The sequence below is a fragment of the Peribacillus sp. NPDC097295 genome (assembly GCF_044761665.1).
Classification (GTDB): Bacteria; Bacillota; Bacilli; order Bacillales; family DSM-1321; genus Peribacillus.
On record NZ_JBIWCW010000007.1, the window covers coordinates 138,398 to 157,641 of the forward strand.

Below are 19,244 nucleotides of genomic sequence, written 5' to 3' on the forward strand. Positions count from 1 at the left end.
GTACAAATGAAAAAACAAGATCCTCGGATTGAACGGACAAGACAAAATATCATGAATGGTTTTATGAGACTGATTAAACAAAAAAAGTTTAGTGAGATTACCATATCTGATATTACAAAAGAAGCAGAGATCAACCGTTCCACGTTTTACTATCATTTCATTGATAAATACGATTTGATTGATGTGATTCAAAAAGAAGTTCTTACGAAAGAGATTTTTAAAGACATAGCATTACAAGAAGTCATTGATGAACAAACGATTAGTATGTCCCTACAGGCTATTATAGGTACTCAAATAAACTTATCCCTACAATGTCAACATGCTCTTGAAGAATTCAAATTGAAAATGGACTCTGAAATTAAACAACGTTTGACGGAAACTTTGCAAGCTTTATTAGATAAAGAGCATGGCGTGAAGGAAGAACATTATGCAGTTGCCACTTTTTGGAGTTGGGGCATTTATGGGGTTGCAATGGCATGTGTAGAGGGGAAAGAAACAATACATACGGCGGTAAACCGTTTGACAAACATTATTTTAGGCTAGTATATTTCAATCATTCTATTCTAGCCGAATAAATGAAAAAAGGGCCTAAGTAGAGGTCCTTCTTACATCTATTCAATTTCTTCATAAACGGTTCCATCTGTATCCTTGATTACAACATTTGTACCAACATCATCTAAAATCAATAACCCTTAGGCAGTTTACGCTCATTTCATATCTTCGGTTGCTGCTGATCACGGACTGGCTGCACAAAAAAATCCACTCTATAAAGTGGATTTTTTCATTTATCTATTTCTTATCTGTTGCATTCAGCTGGTGTAATAGGTGTAGTATTGTTTCGTTTATTTCATTTAGTTCCTGTTTACTTAAACCAGTAGCGTCGAATAGGGATTGGGGAACACAAGATGCTTTTTGCTGTAGGGCTTTGCCTGCTTGAGTAATATGGATGTTCACGATACGTTCATCTATCGTGTCACGGTGACGATCGATAAGACCTGCTGCTTCCATTCGTTTGAGTAAAGGTGTCAGTGTGCCTGTATCGAGATTAAGGACATTCCCTAATTCTTTAATGGTTCTTTGTGGTTTCTCCCACAATGTAACTAAGACGAGATACTGAGGATAAGTGAGTTGAAGTTCATCTAGGTAAGGGCGGTAAAGGCGTAAAATTGCTCTTGAGCAGGCATACAAAGAGAAGCATAAGTGGTCCTCTAGTTGTAGTTGATCATTTTCCATGGTTACACTTCCTATTGGTTATTTATTCCTATAGCTTAGCATATGATGCTAAATTAAAAAAGTGTTTTGCAAAATATAATCGTTGACAATATTTAATGAATGGAATAATATGGTTTTATAAATTATGTTTTGCAAAATATAATTTAGCGAAATATAAATCAAAGTAAAGGGAGGAATTTATAATGAGTAAACTTACAGTAGGTCATGAAAATGGTGCCCCAATCGAGCTTCACATTGAGGATGTAGGATCTGGAAAACCGGTCGTATTAATTCACGGTTGGCCACTTAGCGGAAGGTCTTGGGAAAAACAAGTGCCTGCATTAGTCGAGGCTGGTTACCGTGTGATCACATATGATCGTCGGGGATTCGGTCAATCTTCACAGCCATGGAATGGATACGAATATGATACGTTTGCAGCAGACTTAAATAAGATCTTAGAGCATTTGGATCTTCAGGATGTAACATTGGTAGGCTTCTCAATGGGTGGTGGCGAGGTTGCTCGTTATATAGGAACGTACGGAACAGAGCGTGTATCAAGAGCCGTATTGGCAGGGGCCGTACCTCCTTACCTTTACAAAACCGCGGATAATCCAGATGGTGGGTTCGATGATGAAGCCATCAAAGGATTGCAAGATGGAGTAAAAGCAGATCGAATTGCATTCTTAGATAATTTCACAACGAATTTCTTCGCTTCTGAGGACAAAAAGAATCTCGTAAGTGAAGAATTCAGATTATACAATCGTGACATTGCAGCATTTGCTTCACCAAAGGGAACTCTTGATTGTATCGCAGCATTTAGTAAAACAGATTTCCGAGCAGATTTAGATAAGTTCAACGTACCTACATTAGTTATTCACGGTGATTCAGATGTCATCGTGCCATTAGAAATTAGTGGGCAAAAAGCACATGAACGCATTCCTAATAGTCGTCTTGCAGTAATTAAGGGAGGTCCACATGGATTTAATGTGACGCATGCTGAAGAGTTCAATGCAGAACTTCTTCAATTCTTAAAATCTACTGAATCAGTGTCTCTATAAGACCATAACGACTGGTACAAAGTCTTAAAAGTGAGGATTAATTCCCACTTTTAAGACTTATTTGCTTATGGAATGTTTAATCGAAATACTGAAACATCAGAATTGTAGACAATATAAAATTGAATATATATAGGTAATATTCCTTAATTTTATAAATATTCAAAATATTTGTTTATTTTTGTAGAATTACGGTAATAAGAAAGTATAACATCTAAAAGGAGGAGATCGAATGAGAAGAGCGAAACAATTTATTGTAACTTCTGCATTGGGGTTATCTGTGTTAGCGACACCATTAGCTCTACCGACTTTTTGGGGAAATACTGGCATAGCAGAAGCAGCAGAGGTTGGAGGAGAGGTAACGGTTGATCCAGTTGCTATTGGACAAGCTATTGCTGATGCTAAGAAAACGGCTGACAATCGAAGCGGCTTTGTCAAGGGAGCAATGGAAAAATCGTTCTTTGAAGCAGGCCAGACATATAATGTAATGGTGATGAACTTGAGTCAAGGCTATAATTCAAACGGCTTACAAGGTATACAGTACTTTGATACGGTAGATTACGATGGTGTTACATTCGGAGTCTGGGTATTTGAAGAAGGAACATTTGTTAACGAAGGTGATGGAGGATATATTAACTGGGCGTTTAGAGGATGGTTTGACCGTGATGGGAATACCGTCAATTTTCATAGACCTTAATCAAAATAGAGATGACAACAAATAGATGTAGGGAAAAACCAATGATCATGATGAAGAAGAGATAGAGCTTATTGTTCAGCCCCAGCAGTCGTAGCCTAGGGAAAGCAACAGCCGAATGATCGTTCAAAACACACGTTATCGATTATAAGTAATCGATAACGTGTGTTTTTATATAGAATAGATAAAGATAGTAGTGAATTAGAAAAAGGCTATGTTAATGGTACATTTACCGTTGACAATTGCTACGTTTTTTCTTCTGCAGCAAGGTTCACTTTTGACCAAAGAGAATAAAAGGAGTGGCTAGTTTGCCACCCCTCACATATATGTATTCCCCGATTATTTAGGACTTGTCCTTGCCCTTTTCATTTCAACTCTAATAAGTAATAAAATGAAAAATCCTAACACCGAAAAAGCAAACGTAGCACCCGTAATTGTCCAATTCACTTCTCCATTTTTGAGAAAGCTCACAAGTAAAATTCCCGACAAAACACCAGCAACAAGCATGAAATAACCTTTCAGATCGAGGAATTTCAATTGTTTACTATCTTGAATTATCTTTTCCGTCAACTCCTCATCACTCCTTAATCATTCATCGATAGTGATATCGAACAGATCACTTCATTCAATTATCACTTTGATGCTGGAATAATTTTTACCAGTTTCCCAATTTGAAACTGACTATCTTGCAAAAGTAGAAAGCAGCTTGATAGCACAAGCTACTTATATATTATTTGCCTTTTCTTTCCTGGGTTTATGAAGGGAGGCGAACTCTTCTTTCAGGATGGAGTACATGTTGACATCTTGATGTTTACCTTTTACGAACATCATTTTTCTCATGGTTCCTTCAAAGGACATCCCTGTTTTCTCCATTACGCGTGAGGATCCTTTATTGTCTACAAAACATCTGGCTTGAATCCGAACGACATCCATCCGGTCGAAGCCGAATGCAATCACTTCATTGGCAGCTTCTGTCATGATGCCTTTCCCCCAATAGTCTTGAGAAAGTACATATCCGATTTCAGCTACATGATGCCCTCCGTGGTGAGAGACAAAGTCAATGGTTCCAATAATCTTTCCGTTTTCTTTATACTGAATTCCCCAGGGAGCGATTCGCTTATTCTCGTATTGGGTGAAAGCAAATTCAATAAACTCTTTAGTATCAGCTAGTGTTTTGTGGGTTTCCCACGTGACGTATTTTGTTACTTCTTCATTCGAACTATAAGCATGTATATCTTCAATATCATCCCACGTCACTTTTCTCAAAATTAGTCGTTCCGTTTCTAAAGTAGGGAAATTTTCAAATGGTTTTTCCATATAACCACCTCTTTTATTGTTAGTAATTTCCATTATATAAAAATATACAGAAAAAAAGTAGCATTCTTTTATAGAAGAACGCTACTTAATTGCTAGATGTCGTTCAAAACAGCAATCCCTTAAAACTTCTTTGGAAATTGCTTGATAATTCCTTTGGTTAAGACATCCGCCAGCTTAATGATATGGTCTTCACCTTGATCAAATGCGACAATTTCAGCGTCGGTATCCTTTTTAAGCCTGGCACTCACTTGGTCCGTCAACAATTGCAGATGTGTATATAATAGCTCCTTCAGTTCTTCATTGTCCCAATTCGGATTGGCTTGGCTGAGAAAAAGGGCGATATCATCCGCGTTCCTATACCATTCAGCATTGTATTTCTTGAAGTTATCTTGATTCCCGCTTTTGGCTGCCTCGACCACTTTTCCAGCAAGTTGAATGTGTTCCCTTAACAGTTGAGCCAACTTGTTACCGGCTTCCTCCCCATAATAGGGCTTAATGGCATTTCCGATATCATCCTGGTTTTTTAATAAACGTGCCAATATCTTTTCTTGGTCATCCAGGCCTGAGATGGCACTTACAATATAGCTTCTTGTCCAGATCGTATGATCGATCCAAAGTTTCCGTAAAGCATGTTGAAGTTGGACGGACGATTCATCCATACATTGCCTTGGGGGATTGGCTTTTCCTTTCGCCTCCGGATGTAGGGGATTAAAAAGTAAGGCGACTGACATAAACAATAGCGCTGCCTTCATGAATAGGTTTCTGATAAAAAACATCTCCTTTATTTAAAATGAATTACCGGATTATTATTTGATGGATTTCCAATTTTTACTCCTAAATCAATTTGAGCGTGATGGGGAGAAGGAAATGCCCACTTAAATAGAGAAATAAATACCAAGGGGATGATACGATGTCAAACGATATTTCTTCTGAATATATTAGGGTGTTTAAATTGCGGTTTAAGGATATGAAAAATACGGCAGATAAGGCGATGAATCAGCTTAGTGAGGACATGTTATTTTGGTCTCCGAATAATCAATCCAAAAGCATTGCCAGCATCGTGAAGCATATGAGTGAAAATATGATGTCTCGATGGACGGACTTTTTACATACCGATGGGGAGAAAAAGTCCTGGAATCGAGACTCGGAAATCGAGTCTGACATTACTACCCGTAAAGAGTTAGTCGAGGTTTGGGAAAAGGGTTGGAATGTGCTCCTTTATTCACTGCATGCCATAAAGAAGGAACATCTACTTCGAGAAATATTGATTAAAAAAGAAGCTCAAACCTTGATTGAAGCCCTTGAAAGACAAATGTATCACTATTCGTATCATATCGGACAAATCGTATATATAGCCAACCTGCTGAAGGGGAATGCTTGGAATGGTTTGTTTGAGCATTCTATAACGAGTAAAAGGAGTATTTAAATGAAATTTCAATCGAAAAAAGACTGGTGGACCTATCCTGTTTTCTTAGGGATCATCATCGCAGTCTTCATCCCGCTGTTCATGGATCAAGATCTTACAAGTCTTTATATAGGCGTTCCGGTTGCCGGTTTAATACTGTGGATATGGTTTACGACCTATTATGTAATCGAGAATAATAGCTTGGTGGTCCGGTCGGCGTTCATCCATAAAATCATTCCGGTGTATGAAATCAAATCGATAAGAAGAACCTTTAATCCGTTATCATCTCCAGCACTTTCACTCGACCGGTTAGAGATTATATATGGGAATGGCAAAATGGTGCTTATATCCCCGGACAATCGTGATAAATTCCTTGAGGAATTAGAAAAATTGAATCATTCGATTGTAGTCGACAGAAAGAAATAGGACGTAGTGAATGAAAAATATATGGGAGGCGAGCTGATGAAATTAGCTTTTTTATGTCATCCAGTCAAATATTTAAAAGGTTCATCCCGTTACTATCGGGAAGTGTTAGGATTTGAAGAAGCTTGGCAGGAAGGGGACCATACGGTTGCGTTGAAACTGCCGGGTAGTGACGTGCAGTTAATGCTTGAAGATGACGGGGAAGGATTCTCGGCCGGTGGTGTTTTCATCGTGGATAGTGTTGATCGATTTTACCATGAAAACGGCACATTGGATTTTGTGAAGGAACCATGTGATATCCCACCAGGTAGATACGCCATCTTTCAAGATCGCTCGGGAAACCCAATTCGCATCATTGATAAAACGAAGAGCTGAAGGGATAATGACCCTTTTTTCATCGGAAAAGAAGAGGAGAGCCAAATCATGATCAAAGGCCTGTATGAAGCACATCTACCTGTATCAAACCTTCTATGAACTACTGGAATTAGAACTAGCCTATCGAAATGAGACATTAGCTTTCTTCTGGATCGAGAAGGGACGCAGCTGGTTAGGCTTGTGGGAAACGGATAAAGTGCAAACCCTTTACCATCCTTCGCTAAGACATGTCGCCTTACATGTGGACAAAAAAGATATCGAACACGCAAAGGAATGGCTGGGCGATAAGGGGATTGTGATAAAAACAGCTTTCGACTTTCCACCTGACATGCAGCCCCTTGTTCTTCCTAATACCCCTCATGCCCACGCAGACATTTACTTTCAAGATCCCGATGGCAACTCTCTTGAATTGATTACCCCTTTAAGTTGGATGTTGAAGGAGAATTTAAGATGATGTCAATGGAAGATTGGAGTATTAGGATAGGAAGGGGGGAAAACTATGGATATTAGGAAACCGAATGAAACGGAACTTAAAAAGATTTTTTTGTTTTCTCCACAAGCTATATTTGACGGTACATTAGGTGAAGTAAAACCTACGAATGAAAAAATGAACCAGCTGATTGAACCGCTTTTACAGAAGGGAAGCTATTATTTAATAGCAACAGAAAACGATAGACTAATGGGTTGGATTCTTATAGGGGCAAGCAAAGACCAATTTACAGATAAGAAGAACGGATTTATTTACGAGTTATTTGTTTTGGAAGAATTCAGAGGGATTGGAATTTCAAAAAAGTTAATGCAAAAGGGGATAGACCATCTAAAAATAGATGGATATTCTGAAATCCGTCTAAGTGCATATGAAGGAAATCATGCAATAAAATCTTATGAAAAGTTAGGATTTAATATAAGAACCGTGACGATGAGCATGAAAGTTTAAAATATAGATGGCTTTCCCTCAATATCACGAACTGAACAGTGCTTCTTTTTACATGGAAGTAAGGAATTTAAAGAAAGAGGGAATACTATGGCATATTGCAAAGTCCGCCAGGCTGAACTATATTATGAAGATTTTGGGGAAGGTATACCGATTTTAATGATACATGGATATTCCCCTGACCATCAATTAATGAGTGGTTGTATGGAACCTATATTTACTAAGAGGAAGGGCTGGCGACGTATTTATATTGACCTTCCTGGAATGGGAAGAACAAAAGAATATAACGAAATAAGCAGTTCTGATGAAATGTTGAATGCTGTTTTAGATTTTATACAAGCTGTCATTCCTGATCAAGAATACGTCATTGCTGGTGAATCCTATGGTGGCTATATAGCTAGAGGCATAATTGAAAAACATCAAGATCAAATACTTGGTGCTGCATTTGTATGCCCTGTTATTACTCCTTTCCCCGAAAACAGAACAGTCGAGAAGCATGAAATATTAAGTGCAGATGAGAAATTTATAGAAAGCTTATCAGATGATGAATTAGAAGATTTTAAAAATAATAACGTTGTCCTTAATGAATATACTTGGATGAGGTATAACAAAGAGATTTTAAGTGGTTGTAAAATAGGAGATGAAAAGTTTCTAAATAAGGTTAAGCAGAATTATGGGTTTTCATTTAAAATTGACCAGTCCGATTTTATTAAACCTAGTGTATTCCTGTTAGGTAGACAGGACTCTTCGGTTGGATATAAGGATGCTCTGGATCTTATCCATAGATATCCTAGAGGGACATTTGCAGTTTTGGATACAGCAGGTCATAACTTGCAGATAGAGCAACCACACATTTTTAATTCCTTATTAAACGAGTGGTTGGATAGACTTGAAGGGTAAAAAACGATTAAAGAATGTGGCAGGAAGCTATGATAAATTTATTGTTTTTTTAATGATAAATTTATTGTTTTTTTAATGATAAACTTTTTATAGATCGACACAGAAAACGAGATCCAATACAACTGCGGAATCCTCTTGATTTCAGTATCCCGCGATAATGATGCACCACGATAGAACAAGGGAACTCCAAGTCATTGGATTCCCTTACACTCTCTGCTCACTGAAAAGTTTTACAGATTCTCTTCCTTGACTATCTTCTCTAATTCGCTACGAATCCTTAGGTTCTCTTCTGGATCTTTCAATGATGTCTGTATATCCTCCTTATCAATAAAGGCCCTCACGGAATGATTGAAATGTATGACGGGACTGTACCTCTCCCGATACCACCTCTCTTTACGAAGTAGTTTGAACTTTTTATTTATCGTTCTATTTCTCCTAACCTATTCATTTTTTGATAGAGACCTTTTGTATATTTGGAAACAATTTCCTAAATGACTGGTAAATAATTGGTTATTATGTTACGTTTTTTATAACTCATGAGGAAGGTAGGTATATTATGTCAGAAACTATTCTTAAGGTCCAATCCTTAAAGAAAAAAATTGGGAAAAGCGTCATTGTGGATGATGTGAGCTTCGAGATTAGAAGCAATGAAATATTCGGTTTGCTTGGTCCAAACGGGGCGGGGAAAACGACGATTATCCGGATGATTACGGGGTTGATTAATCGGTCGGGCGGCAGTGTCAGGATTAATGGACATGACCTTGATAAAGATTTTGAAAGGGCCATGACCCAAATTGGGGCGATTGTCGAAAATCCAGAATTCTATAAATATATGACTGGTAGAAAAAACATCATGCATTATGCGCAGATGTCCAAACATAAGATTTCCCCTGAGCGGATTGAAGAAGTGATTAAAATTGTAAAATTAGAAGAGGCGATTGATAAAAAAGTGAAAACCTATTCGTTGGGCATGCGTCAGCGTCTTGGTGTGGCACAGGCTATCTTACATAAACCAGCTTTATTGATCTTTGATGAACCAACCAATGGCTTGGATCCACAAGGGATACGTGAATTCCGCGATCATTTGAAGTTGTTGGCAAGTGAAGGTGTAGGCGTTTTGATTTCATCTCATCTCCTCTCGGAAATGCAATTGATGTGTGATACATTTGCCATCATTGAAAAGGGAAAACTCATACATACGGAAGAAAAAAGAACAGAGGAAAAACAAGAGGATATTCATGCAGTGACATTTACCGTTAGCGACGGGGAGCGGGCAAAAACGATTCTGCTAGAAGGGTTTCCTAGCCTTCAGGTGATTAAGCATAGTGCGGATTCCATTACTGTACCTGCGACACGTGGACAGACGGCCAGTATAAATAGTAGTTTCATAAAGAATGATCTGGACGTATATGAAATCGTGATTACTAGAAAATCGTTAGAAGATAAGTTCTTTGAAATAACACAGCAAGGAATGAGGGAAACGGTATGATGTCCTTGATACGCAATGAATGGATGAAAATTTTTCAAAAAAAGTCGAGCTATGTGTTTATTGGTTTCCTTCTCTTAATGGTAATCGGTTCGGCGTTTATTGAATATAAACTAAATCCAGTCGATGAAAATGCAGACTGGAAGCAAGATGTTCGTGCAGATATAAAAGAGCAGGAAAAACAAATGAAAAGTACGGAATTCGATGAAGAAGACAAGGAATTCTTCAAGGAACGAATGGAAGTTAACGAACAACTTCTCAAGGAAAACATAAACCCAGACCTTCAAACAAGCTGGACGTATATGTCGGAATGGACGACATCCATTACTTCATTCATTACTTTATTTGTCGTCATTGTTTGTAGTTCCTTGGTGTCTTCCGAGTTTTCGGATGGAACAATTAAGCAGTTGTTGATCAGGCCGTATAAACGTTGGAAGATCCTGCTTTCCAAATACATCACTTCTCTATTATTTGCGGCATTATTACTTGTAATTCTACTCGTATTCAGTTATCTAATCGGTCTTTTATTCTTTGGAAGTGGTTCCTATTCAGATAAAATCACGGATCCGACTTCTCTTGGATTCGCTCCTGTTTTAGTTGGCGAATATGTTGTGAATATGATGGTCTATTGGATTCCAGGATTCTTGGTAATCACATCCATCGCTTTCATGTTAAGCACGCTATTTAAAAGCCAAGCTCTTGCAGTGGGGATTTCCATCTTCATTTTATTTGCTTCTTCTACGTTGACTGCGATCATTCAGTCATTTATAGAAAAAAATGAGTGGTTAAAGTTTGTCCTGTTCCCACATCTTGATTTAAGAGGATATATCTCTGAAACGGTGAACATGTTCGAAGGGGCATCCCTTGGTTTCTCTATAGGAGTGCTTATCGTCTATTATCTGCTATTCTTAGCGCTAACCTTCTTCTTCTTTCAAAAAAAGGATATCACGAACTAATCTACAAAAAACCGAAATCCTCTGGGGTTTCGGTTTTTTAGAAACCTGAGGTGCTCGAATGCTACAGAAAATCTTGTCTTCCATCACCATGATTGGAATTGCCATCATTTTGACCTTTTTTACGGATGGATTCATCTCGATTGTAACGATTTGGTTGATAAATGGATTGTTGATATTTTTCTTGTTTTCTGAAAAGGAAGAGGTTCATGATCGTTCTTCATCAGGAAAAAAGTAAAACCGTTCGCTTATCTGAACGGTTTTTGCTAATTATTCAATCACATCAAACCACAAGGATCCTGTATCATCCACCTCGCCATTATAATTGATGGTGATTTCCTCTCCGGCCAATATATCAGCATGGGCATAAAACTCGATGGTCAAACGATCTTCATTATTATCATACCGGGCATTTGGCGTGTAGGAATGATTGAATAGGGAACCATATCCTAGGGCAATCGCTGTATCGTCATCTCCCCAATAGAAGCAATGTTCAAATAGAGAGGTTTTCTTTAAGTATTTCCATTCCTTATGAGGCGAAACGACCACAGGGGATACCTCGATCAGTTCATCTTTTTTTATATCACGTGTCGCATATATCCCGCGTCCATATTTTCCTGTGTTTTTCATGCAAATGGGTGACACTGTGGAATCTCCTTTCAGTGACTCTTGATTGCTTTTCTTGGGTTCGTTATCTAAGGTTTTTAGTTGTGTTTTTAAATAAGCATTGCGTTTGCGGATGAATTCGAAGATGAATTCAGGTTCTTGATCGAATACATCAATTTGCTTTTGCTTATAAGGATCAAGGAGGACATGGGGGCGTAACCCTTGATGGAGGGTTTGTACTTTATTTTCCATATAATCAATTGTGAATGTAGTTTCCAAGATTTCTTCTAATGTATCTTTATAGCGTTTACGGAATTCGGGTATTTGTAGAAGTAGAGAGTTCAGGTGATTTTGCTTTTTTCCTTCGATGGGCACGTATGTGTGCTCCATGATTCCACCGCTCACTTTCCGTCCCCATGTTGCATCATAGTCCCAAGGCATGATTTCGAATAAACCGGTTTTACTATTGCGGTATAAGGCATAGTTATGCGTGAAACCGTCATTATTCATCGTACAAACGGCTGCGGCTAGCCAGCGCACGTAAGAATCGAGAGAAATATGTTGTGAAACGACATCAAGCAATTTTAATAGAGGGGTCGTATTGATTTGATGGATGAAATTATGCAGGAAAACATCGTCGGACTCGATGCCATATACGCGCTTATAACCAGATAGAAGAGATTGTTTTGGTTTTCCGTCTCTTTCCAGGGCAAAGTTTGCGTCATTACCGACAGCGTAGTAGATGGGACCGGAAGGAAGACCTCTTTTTTCTAAAAAACATTCATCCACGGATTCCAATTGTAAATATACGCCCTTTAAGGAATCATTGCGTGTTAAATTGATGTGCTGACTATGTGGTGAAAGCACTCCAAGGTCTTCGAAGAAATCTAGAGAAAGCTTATTGCGTATGAACGAGGGGTCTCTGTATTCAGCATTCAGATGGATTTTTTGTGTGCCGAAGAATCTTTCAGGTTCGATAAACTCAACCCAATACGACCTTTTTCGGAATTTCCGCGTATAAGAGCCTCTGTAGGCCATATCAATATCATAGGTATCATTATCAACCTTTAAATAAGCGGGAATCGGGTTGTCACTCCATACATTTCTCCGTAAATGATCCAAATCTTTTTCTTCAATCGTCAAGAAATAAGAGGGAATAGGATAGCTCATACAATTACCTACCTTTTAGACTATTGTTAAGAAAGAAGCTTCAGCTTGATCAATCGGCTACTACTAAACAAGCTGAAACTTCAATCAAACATTTATTTATCTTCTATTTCTTCTCTTTCTTGTTGTAAATCCAGTAAAAGTTTCACCAGTATACGTCCCACCAGTGTGCGTGCAACCAGTGGACTTGTGACCAGTGGACTTGTGACCAGTGGACTTATGGCCAGTGGACTTATGGCCAGTTGACCTACTACCAGTAGAATGTTTACCCTTTTTCCCTTTTTTTCCTTTCGGCATTCAAACCCCTCCTTTCATGAAGCTAATGGTATAGTATGCAGGGTTGTCCGAACTTGAATGTGATTTAGCGAAATCGGGCGAAAAATGAGTATGAGTAAGGAATGTTGTCGAGGATTAGAGAATTCCTTTCAAAAACGTGGAAATCTAAAAGAACCACTTTATTGACAATGAGAATCGTTATTGATTAAATGGATTATAGAGAAAGAAATAGATGGGGGATATGCGAGATGTTTGTCCAAATGAAGAAAACAGTGGTTACAGAAGGTCATGCAGATCAAGTGGTCCAAAGATTCAGTAGAGAAGGCTTGATCGAAAAGCAAGAAGGGTTCGTCGACCTAAGTGTATTGGTCAAGAAGGTGCGCCGTGGCGATGAGGAAGTGGTCATTATGATTCGTTGGGAATCGGAGGCACACTGGAAGCAATGGGAGAAGAGCGATGCCCATATTGCTGGACATAAAGCCAATCTTGGCAAGCCAAAGCCCGATTATGTCGTCAGTTCAGAAGGCGGCTTATACGAAGTGAAAGCAATTAAGACACCAGTGAAATCATAAAAGAGTGGGGCTACTTTCCATCTAGACTTGTAGGAAATGGTATGTAGTATATCCAGTGTTTATGTGAAGAAGTATTTTTTTTAATAGCTAATGATGCTACAGAAATCATCACAACTAATGATGCGGTTATATTTTAAAGAAGGTGATATCTATTGGTATCGAATAAGGTTTACGGATTACTAATGATAGGATTTACTCTACTAAATAATATCTATTTGTTCTAATACCTCTAATTATTGGCCTATATCTTATGTTTAAGAAAACAAACAAATAAACGATAGTTAAAGTTGCTGTCGTTTTTTTATTTGTTATTGATTTTCTTCTTCTTTATAGACTTCCTAGTCTAAGACTAATCCTAATGTTTCGTCTTCTTCAGTCAACTTAATAGTTTCATTTGTCTCAGTATCAATCTAGTAATATTCCACATTTATAGGTTCTTCATCGATATCACGTTTTGAATGTATGATAATTACAATTATCGTACTTTCCAAATTAACAGTATATCCAAATGTACCTCGGTTACAAATGATTCTCTCCAATAGGAAATAACTAACAAAAATCGTGTATTGTCTAGTTAGACAACGCCCCCCGTCCTTTTGGACAGGGGGGCGCAGATTAAGGTTTTTTTGCTTTACTTATTTAAATCATAGATTTTAGTTTTTGGATTTGATCAATCTCATATTTATATTTACTTAAACTTAATTCTTTTACAAGTGTAATAAAAAAGAACTCAGCACGATCTAAGATAACTTTCAAGAACACATCTTGTTCAACTTCTAATCTATTGTGATCGATTAAAAATTCTACTTTTCTCTTTTGAAGCTGATTTAATTGAATTTTAATTGGCTGACTAGGAAAATAAGATTTCCCATTTCCGATTTCTAGATATTCCTCCACTACATTTAAAATATATGACCACAACGTAGGAAGATCATCAAAATATTTCACTCCTGAAATTTCCCGATAATGCTGTTGAATGAAGAGACCACCTTCTAAGGTAAGAATCCCATCTTCTATGTATCTATCCCGATTGTTGTTGATAATAGAGATGAATTCATTAAAATCTTTTTCAATATTTACAATATATTGAACAGGGTTGTTGACTAAATCCTGAAGGTCCGTTACAGGTTTTTTTATGATAAACTCATTGAATGTTAATATCTCCATTACATGTCTCCTCGTATATTATTTCGGATATAATTGTTTGATGTGTCCTTTTGTGATTCCCATTACATATTTAATACCATTCACTGTTCCTTCTACTTGGAATGTTGCATTGGTTCCTTTTTTAGACAAAGTTGAACTGTTTTGTTTAGCTATAGTCAAGGCGATTTTTTTTACATCGTTTACGCTTAAATTTGGATTATAGAAAGTTTGACTAGCTTTTACTGTGCCATCCCAATACTTAGGATGATGCCTGGTTAGCATATGTTTCATATCTGTTTTAGTTAATTTAAAAGTGTGACTTCCTGTTTTAAACGTTCCAGTTGTAAATTTAGCTAAAGCATTTGTAACTTTGGATGTAGGAGCCTTTTTGAAAATTTTAGAGCCCCATTTAATTACGTGTTTTCCTCCACTTAATACAAGTCTTGCTACAATTCCCCAAAATAGAGGTTGAATCTCACTAGTAGAAATTTCTTCATTGATTTCTATAGGGATACTATTCCAATCTACTTCTTCTTCAATGAAATCTACTTCCAATTCATCCCAATTTATTTCTTCAAGATGTTGAAATAATTCAGGTGCTTCTTCTTCAATCAACCAATTTTTTGCTTCTTCAATATCTATCCAGTCTAGTTGGGTTTCTTCAGAATCTACCTGTTCTTTACTTTTTTCTACCGGTATAGTTGCTTGTGCAAAACTTGGTAGAATGAACGAGAACAAGAGAATAAACGATAAAAATATAAAAAAGAACCTTCTCATAATATTTCCTCCTCTAATAATGCTCTATTGAACAACAATATTATATATAATATAACAATAAGACTAATAAAATAGGAATATAACTAAAGGTCCATGTTTCTGGGAAGTATACAGCTGAAATTAAATTTTTTTTCGTTTGACTTGATAAGTGAATTGGTATGAATACATTTCAGAGAATACCAATATGAGTATATTATCAGAAACATTGAATAGTAAAAAGACTTATAAACTATCAAATTTACTTGTTTTTTGGTAACAAATGTTGGATAATTAACCCTGAAAAATACGGACGTAAAAAAGACCTAAACGTTTAGACACAATAAAAAAGACGCTGTTTCCCTTAATCTTTATCGGGAGCAGTGTCTTTTTCATTGTCCTCTTAGGAGGAAATACCAGGTGGATCGCTGGTAGAATCGAGAATTTCAAAGAGTTCAGCAAGTTTAGCAGCAAAAAGAATTTAATACCACAATCGAAATGTTCCTAGCCGAACATAAGCAAGATTTTGTAAAAGGAGAACTCGTCGCATTTTGAGCGCCTGGTTCGGTTCTCCGCCCAAATTTGTAGGTGTGGCCCAGGCCAAGATCGGAACGCTAGTAAAAGCAATCAATGAAAAACTGAACGGATATGGCGTGAGTCGGTCCACTTTTGAACGAATGCTAAGAAAAGCGAAGGAGCTAGGCATCTTATCCATCGAAAACACGGCAAAAGCTAAAGGTGGAAAAGGTCATAATGTCTATATTTTTAATATAAGTGTTCCATGTATACTCCTTCCAGGATAAGACAACCTATATCATGGAGGTGATCATCACATGGATCAATCAAATTTGAAAAAAGATGAGCAGCAAAAACGGGAAGATAATTTAGTCGGAGGGACGGACTATACGACACAACAGCTGTTGAACGGGATGAATGGTATCTCGGAAATCTACCGTAATGATGAAGAAGAAAAAGAAATACCTGATAAGTAATGAAAGATAAGCATAGCTGAAAAGTTATGCTTATTTCTTTTTATGTCGATATAATGCCAAAAAAGATGAATTTTTCGTCATCCTTTGATTTAACCATTTATTCGGTGCTTTTTAGTGACCTAATTCTTTGCATATAGCAGGACATTTATCCTGTTATAGAGAATCTTTAAAGGTACAGAAGTGTGACAAAGGAGTGAACATGGTGAGTTTTTCCACTAATGAAGAAGACAAGATAATTGGGTTTCTCCTAGATAAAAAAGAAGAGTTTGAATATCGGATTTTGGAAGAGGCCGTCAATGTCAGGGAGAAGATTGAGGAAATTCTGCTGATAGGGAATGTCGATCTTCTGAATAATGCGCATAAGCTGGTTCAGTTCATTGTGGAACAGAATGAAGAAGCCATCATTTCCTTTGCGGAACAAGAGGGAGAAGCGTGGGCAACTCACTCGTTGACACTTTCATTCAAATTGGAATGGGTTCAAGCAATTCGCAGGACGCTGTGGACATTTCTTTATGAATACGAGCAAATACATGAAGCATGTAAAGATGTGAAAGTGTTTTTCGATTTAGAGAAGAAAGTGAATGAGCAGGTCGATCAATTCCTTAAAGCCTTCTTTATCAGTTATTCGGACTATAAGGACCGCTTGATCCTATCACAACAAAACTTGGTGGAGAATTTGTCCGTTCCCATCATTCCGATTACCCCGACCATTTGCATCCTGCCTTTAATTGGGGAGATGGATGATTCACGCATGTATATTATCGAGGAAAAAGTATTGATTGAAATAGGTAGACTGCGGATTCAAACCTTGATCTTGGATTTATCGGGAATCATCGATATGGAGATTTCGGTCCTTAGAAAGTTAATGAATATTCTAGATGGGACGGCCATGATGGGCTGTAAAGCGGTCATTACCGGCCTACGACCTGAAATCGTCACGAAAATGGTCAGAGCTGGGGTTTGTTTTGAGAATAAAGCAGAAACGAAAGGAACGCTGCAACAGGCCCTACAAGATTATCTAACCTTTTAATTGCTACAATGAAGTCATCCAGGATGACTTCATTTTTGATTTCCCTATAGAATAGTACAAAAAACAGACTGCCCAAGCAATAGTGGGGCAGCCTCTTCTTTTACTCTTTACCTTCTATCACTTGATTAGTGAATACATATAGGTATCATGCGGGATTCCATTTTGATACATATATTTTCTAAGGATTCCCTCCTCGGCAAAGCCGGCTTTTTTTAATAACGCGCTAGATGGTTCATTTTCAACAAACACCACCGCGCCGATTCTCGTTAGGCCGAGATCATCGAAACCGAATGCCTTTATCTTATTCAAAGCCTCCGTCATATACCCTTTATGCCAGTGCTCCGGGTGGATCTCATAGCCGATTTCCGCTCTTTTATTTTTGGGCATATAAGCATGAAAGCCAATCGTTCCAATTAGTCCAGGTGACTCCTTTCTTTCTATTCCCCAGCGAATGGCCCGTTTTTCCTTATAATTCTGTGCGAAGGTTTCGATGATGCCTCTCGCCTGTTCTAAACTTTCGAATGAATCCTGTCCATAAAACCGTGTAAGCTCATCATTTGAAAAGCAACGGAAGATTTCTTCGGTATCACTTTCGATAATTTCCCTTAAGATTAGCCTGTCTGTCTCGAGTACCGGAAACATATGTATCATCCTCCAACCATTTTTATATCTATTCGGCATTGAATGGAGGATTCCTGCCATGTACATGTTTTCCTGCTCTAAGGACAAACTATGCTTATCCTTTTTCTAAAAGGGGGGAATTACATGGGTAAAAAACACCGCAATCGCATCAGTTCACCAAAAAAGAATAACCATATTCCAGAAGAAGCCATCATTGCCGAACATGAAGCACACGGTAAAGAATATTCTGCGGCAAGACGCAAAAGAAGCAACCCTGGTCCGAGTCAAGATTAGAACAAGAACCGCTTTGCCTTACAGGCAGAGCGGTTTTTAACATTCAATTAAAGGGGCAATCGATACGATTGCCACAACTTGAAAATTTACAGAAATGGTATATTTATTATGTGATTATTATTATATTAAAGTGAAAAATATAATGAATGAATCACTTATTATTGACATAACACGGTGAATCGTCCAAGATGTAATTATCTCGATATAGAGATATATTATTTCGATATAACTAAACATAGGATAATTGAGGAGAATGGATAAATGAATGTATTAGTAGTGAAAGCTAACAACCGTCCAGCAACAGAAGGAATCTCAAGCAAAATGTACGAAACATTTATGGCTTCATTAGAAGGCAAAGACGTAAATGTAACAACGTATGATGTGTTTGAAGAAGATACGCCATATTTCGGACAAGAGCTATTCAACGCTTTTGGTAAAGTGCAAACTGGCGGAGAATTAACTGACGTTGAATCACGCCTATTGGCTGCCAAACAAAAAGCAATGGACGCAATCACTGCTGCAGATGTAGTGGTATTCGCCTTCCCATTATGGAACTTAACGATCCCAGCTAAATTGCATACGTTCATCGATTATGTCTTTGCGGCAGGATTCGCGTTCAAATATGATGCAGAAGGAAACATGGTTCAATTAATGACAGACAAGAAAGCAATTTTCCTAAGCGCCCGCGGCGGAGTTTATTCAACACCGGAAGCGGCTCCTATGGAGATGGCTGTAAATTATATGCGTAACGTATTTGGCGGCATCTTTGGCATGAAAATCATCGACGAAGTCATTATCGAAGGTCACAATGCAATGCCTGATAAAGCGCAAGAAATTATCTCTGCAGGTCTAGAAGAAGTAAAAGCTTCTGCACAACGTTTAGTAGAATTAGCTCCTAAAGCATAATCTAGAAAAAGAGGCATTTGAGTTTTGAATCAGGTGCTGCACCCCAAAAGTTAGAGTTAAAAACTAACTTTTGGGGTGTTTTTTTTGGTGAAATATAATACGGAATTTAAATTCAAACTTGTTCAAG

26 protein-coding genes and 2 pseudogenes are annotated in these 19,244 nt (G+C 37.7%); 18 read left to right on the forward strand and 10 right to left on the reverse strand.

Annotated elements, in window-relative coordinates:
* Positions 1–6: 6 nt before the first annotated feature.
* The gene (locus ACIQXN_RS14135) at positions 7–543 is read left to right on the forward strand and encodes a TetR/AcrR family transcriptional regulator (RefSeq protein WP_402967512.1); all 537 of its coding nucleotides are present in this window, start codon (positions 7–9) and stop codon (positions 541–543) included.
* A gap of 246 nt (positions 544–789) precedes the next feature.
* Here the strand turns inward: ACIQXN_RS14135 and ACIQXN_RS14140 are convergent, their stop codons facing one another.
* A complete protein-coding gene (locus ACIQXN_RS14140; protein ID WP_402967515.1) occupies positions 790–1,233 on the reverse strand; it encodes a MarR family winged helix-turn-helix transcriptional regulator in 444 nt (147 codons plus the stop codon).
* A gap of 182 nt (positions 1,234–1,415) precedes the next feature.
* Between ACIQXN_RS14140 and ACIQXN_RS14145 the strand changes: the two genes are divergently transcribed.
* A complete protein-coding gene (locus ACIQXN_RS14145) occupies positions 1,416–2,270 on the forward strand; it encodes an alpha/beta fold hydrolase (RefSeq protein ID WP_402967518.1) in 855 nt (284 codons plus the stop codon).
* Between the two features lie 229 nt (positions 2,271–2,499).
* Entirely contained in the window at positions 2,500–2,964 is a 465-nt protein-coding gene (locus tag ACIQXN_RS14150) for a stress protein (protein ID WP_402967521.1), read from the forward strand.
* A 527-nt stretch (positions 2,965–3,491) separates the two neighbouring features.
* On the opposite strand, the pseudogene ACIQXN_RS14155 reads toward ACIQXN_RS14150, so the two are convergent.
* The 3 genes and pseudogenes from ACIQXN_RS14155 to ACIQXN_RS14165 form a co-directional block, all read right to left on the reverse strand.
* Positions 3,492–3,642: pseudogene (locus ACIQXN_RS14155) on the reverse strand (helix-turn-helix domain-containing protein); the annotation flags it as partial.
* A 42-nt stretch (positions 3,643–3,684) separates the two neighbouring features.
* Entirely contained in the window at positions 3,685–4,278 is a 594-nt protein-coding gene (locus ACIQXN_RS14160) for a GNAT family N-acetyltransferase (protein ID WP_402967524.1), read from the reverse strand.
* 119 nt (positions 4,279–4,397) lie between these two features.
* Positions 4,398–5,045, reverse strand: coding sequence for a glycosyltransferase (locus tag ACIQXN_RS14165; RefSeq protein ID WP_402967613.1), 648 nt, complete (start codon positions 5,043–5,045; stop codon positions 4,398–4,400).
* Positions 5,046–5,188: 143 nt separating this feature from the next.
* On the opposite strand from ACIQXN_RS14165, the gene ACIQXN_RS14170 reads away from it, so the two are divergent.
* The 9 genes from ACIQXN_RS14170 (at position 5,189) to ACIQXN_RS14210 (ending at position 10,992) form a co-directional block, all read left to right on the forward strand.
* Complete coding sequence (locus tag ACIQXN_RS14170) at positions 5,189–5,704, forward strand: DinB family protein (RefSeq protein WP_402967527.1); 516 nt, start codon at positions 5,189–5,191, stop codon at positions 5,702–5,704.
* Entirely contained in the window at positions 5,705–6,109 is a 405-nt protein-coding gene (locus tag ACIQXN_RS14175; RefSeq protein WP_402967530.1) for a PH domain-containing protein, read from the forward strand.
* Between the two features lie 36 nt (positions 6,110–6,145).
* Positions 6,146–6,481: a VOC family protein gene (locus ACIQXN_RS14180; protein WP_402967533.1), complete on the forward strand. Its 336-nt coding sequence runs from the start codon at positions 6,146–6,148 to the stop codon at positions 6,479–6,481.
* Positions 6,482–6,545: 64 nt separating this feature from the next.
* A complete protein-coding gene (locus ACIQXN_RS14185) occupies positions 6,546–6,935 on the forward strand; it encodes a VOC family protein (protein ID WP_402967536.1) in 390 nt (129 codons plus the stop codon).
* 45 nt (positions 6,936–6,980) lie between these two features.
* On the forward strand, positions 6,981–7,418 hold the full coding sequence (locus ACIQXN_RS14190; RefSeq protein ID WP_402967539.1) for a GNAT family N-acetyltransferase: 438 nt from the start codon (positions 6,981–6,983) through the stop codon (positions 7,416–7,418).
* 87 nt (positions 7,419–7,505) lie between these two features.
* The gene (locus ACIQXN_RS14195; protein ID WP_402967542.1) at positions 7,506–8,315 is read left to right on the forward strand and encodes an alpha/beta fold hydrolase; all 810 of its coding nucleotides are present in this window, start codon (positions 7,506–7,508) and stop codon (positions 8,313–8,315) included.
* Between the two features lie 556 nt (positions 8,316–8,871).
* A complete protein-coding gene (locus tag ACIQXN_RS14200; protein ID WP_402967545.1) occupies positions 8,872–9,804 on the forward strand; it encodes an ABC transporter ATP-binding protein in 933 nt (310 codons plus the stop codon).
* Positions 9,801–10,757, forward strand: coding sequence for an ABC transporter permease (locus ACIQXN_RS14205; RefSeq protein ID WP_402967548.1), 957 nt, complete (start codon positions 9,801–9,803; stop codon positions 10,755–10,757). Before ACIQXN_RS14200 ends, ACIQXN_RS14205 begins: the two co-directional genes overlap by 4 nt.
* Before the next feature lie 58 nt (positions 10,758–10,815).
* A complete protein-coding gene (locus ACIQXN_RS14210) occupies positions 10,816–10,992 on the forward strand; it encodes a hypothetical protein (protein WP_402967551.1) in 177 nt (58 codons plus the stop codon).
* A gap of 32 nt (positions 10,993–11,024) precedes the next feature.
* On the opposite strand, the gene ACIQXN_RS14215 is transcribed toward ACIQXN_RS14210, so the two are convergent.
* The 3 genes and pseudogenes from ACIQXN_RS14215 to ACIQXN_RS14225 all read right to left on the reverse strand — a co-directional run bounded on the left by ACIQXN_RS14215 (position 11,025) and on the right by ACIQXN_RS14225 (position 12,824).
* A complete protein-coding gene (locus ACIQXN_RS14215) occupies positions 11,025–11,384 on the reverse strand; it encodes an SET domain-containing protein (RefSeq protein WP_402967616.1) in 360 nt (119 codons plus the stop codon).
* 66 nt (positions 11,385–11,450) lie between these two features.
* A pseudogene (locus ACIQXN_RS14220) lies at positions 11,451–12,530 on the reverse strand (CotH kinase family protein); the annotation flags it as partial.
* A 96-nt stretch (positions 12,531–12,626) separates the two neighbouring features.
* Positions 12,627–12,824, reverse strand: a complete 198-nt coding sequence (locus ACIQXN_RS14225; RefSeq protein ID WP_402967554.1) for a hypothetical protein — start codon at positions 12,822–12,824, stop codon at positions 12,627–12,629.
* A 227-nt stretch (positions 12,825–13,051) separates the two neighbouring features.
* Between ACIQXN_RS14225 and ACIQXN_RS14230 the strand changes: the two genes are divergently transcribed.
* Complete coding sequence (locus ACIQXN_RS14230; protein ID WP_402967556.1) at positions 13,052–13,375, forward strand: antibiotic biosynthesis monooxygenase; 324 nt, start codon at positions 13,052–13,054, stop codon at positions 13,373–13,375.
* 639 nt (positions 13,376–14,014) lie between these two features.
* On the opposite strand, the gene ACIQXN_RS14235 is transcribed toward ACIQXN_RS14230, so the two are convergent.
* Positions 14,015–14,542, reverse strand: a complete 528-nt coding sequence (locus ACIQXN_RS14235) for a hypothetical protein (RefSeq protein WP_402967559.1) — start codon at positions 14,540–14,542, stop codon at positions 14,015–14,017.
* Between the two features lie 18 nt (positions 14,543–14,560).
* Entirely contained in the window at positions 14,561–15,298 is a 738-nt protein-coding gene (locus tag ACIQXN_RS14240) for a hypothetical protein (RefSeq protein ID WP_402967562.1), read from the reverse strand.
* Positions 15,299–15,825: 527 nt separating this feature from the next.
* On the opposite strand from ACIQXN_RS14240, the gene ACIQXN_RS14245 reads away from it, so the two are divergent.
* From ACIQXN_RS14245 to ACIQXN_RS14255, 3 genes are all read left to right on the forward strand, one after another.
* Complete coding sequence (locus ACIQXN_RS14245; protein WP_402967564.1) at positions 15,826–16,077, forward strand: hypothetical protein; 252 nt, start codon at positions 15,826–15,828, stop codon at positions 16,075–16,077.
* A gap of 30 nt (positions 16,078–16,107) precedes the next feature.
* Positions 16,108–16,266, forward strand: coding sequence for a hypothetical protein (locus ACIQXN_RS14250; protein ID WP_402967567.1), 159 nt, complete (start codon positions 16,108–16,110; stop codon positions 16,264–16,266).
* 199 nt (positions 16,267–16,465) lie between these two features.
* The gene (locus ACIQXN_RS14255; protein ID WP_402967570.1) at positions 16,466–17,296 is read left to right on the forward strand and encodes an STAS domain-containing protein; all 831 of its coding nucleotides are present in this window, start codon (positions 16,466–16,468) and stop codon (positions 17,294–17,296) included.
* A 117-nt stretch (positions 17,297–17,413) separates the two neighbouring features.
* On the opposite strand, the gene ACIQXN_RS14260 is transcribed toward ACIQXN_RS14255, so the two are convergent.
* Complete coding sequence (locus tag ACIQXN_RS14260) at positions 17,414–17,938, reverse strand: GNAT family N-acetyltransferase (protein WP_402967572.1); 525 nt, start codon at positions 17,936–17,938, stop codon at positions 17,414–17,416.
* Between the two features lie 123 nt (positions 17,939–18,061).
* Between ACIQXN_RS14260 and ACIQXN_RS14265 the strand changes: the two genes are divergently transcribed.
* Together ACIQXN_RS14265 and ACIQXN_RS14270 are read left to right on the forward strand one after the other, a co-directional pair.
* Positions 18,062–18,211, forward strand: coding sequence for a hypothetical protein (locus tag ACIQXN_RS14265; RefSeq protein ID WP_402967575.1), 150 nt, complete (start codon positions 18,062–18,064; stop codon positions 18,209–18,211).
* Positions 18,212–18,472: 261 nt separating this feature from the next.
* The gene (locus tag ACIQXN_RS14270; protein WP_402967577.1) at positions 18,473–19,117 is read left to right on the forward strand and encodes an FMN-dependent NADH-azoreductase; all 645 of its coding nucleotides are present in this window, start codon (positions 18,473–18,475) and stop codon (positions 19,115–19,117) included.
* Positions 19,118–19,244: the final 127 nt, after the last annotated feature.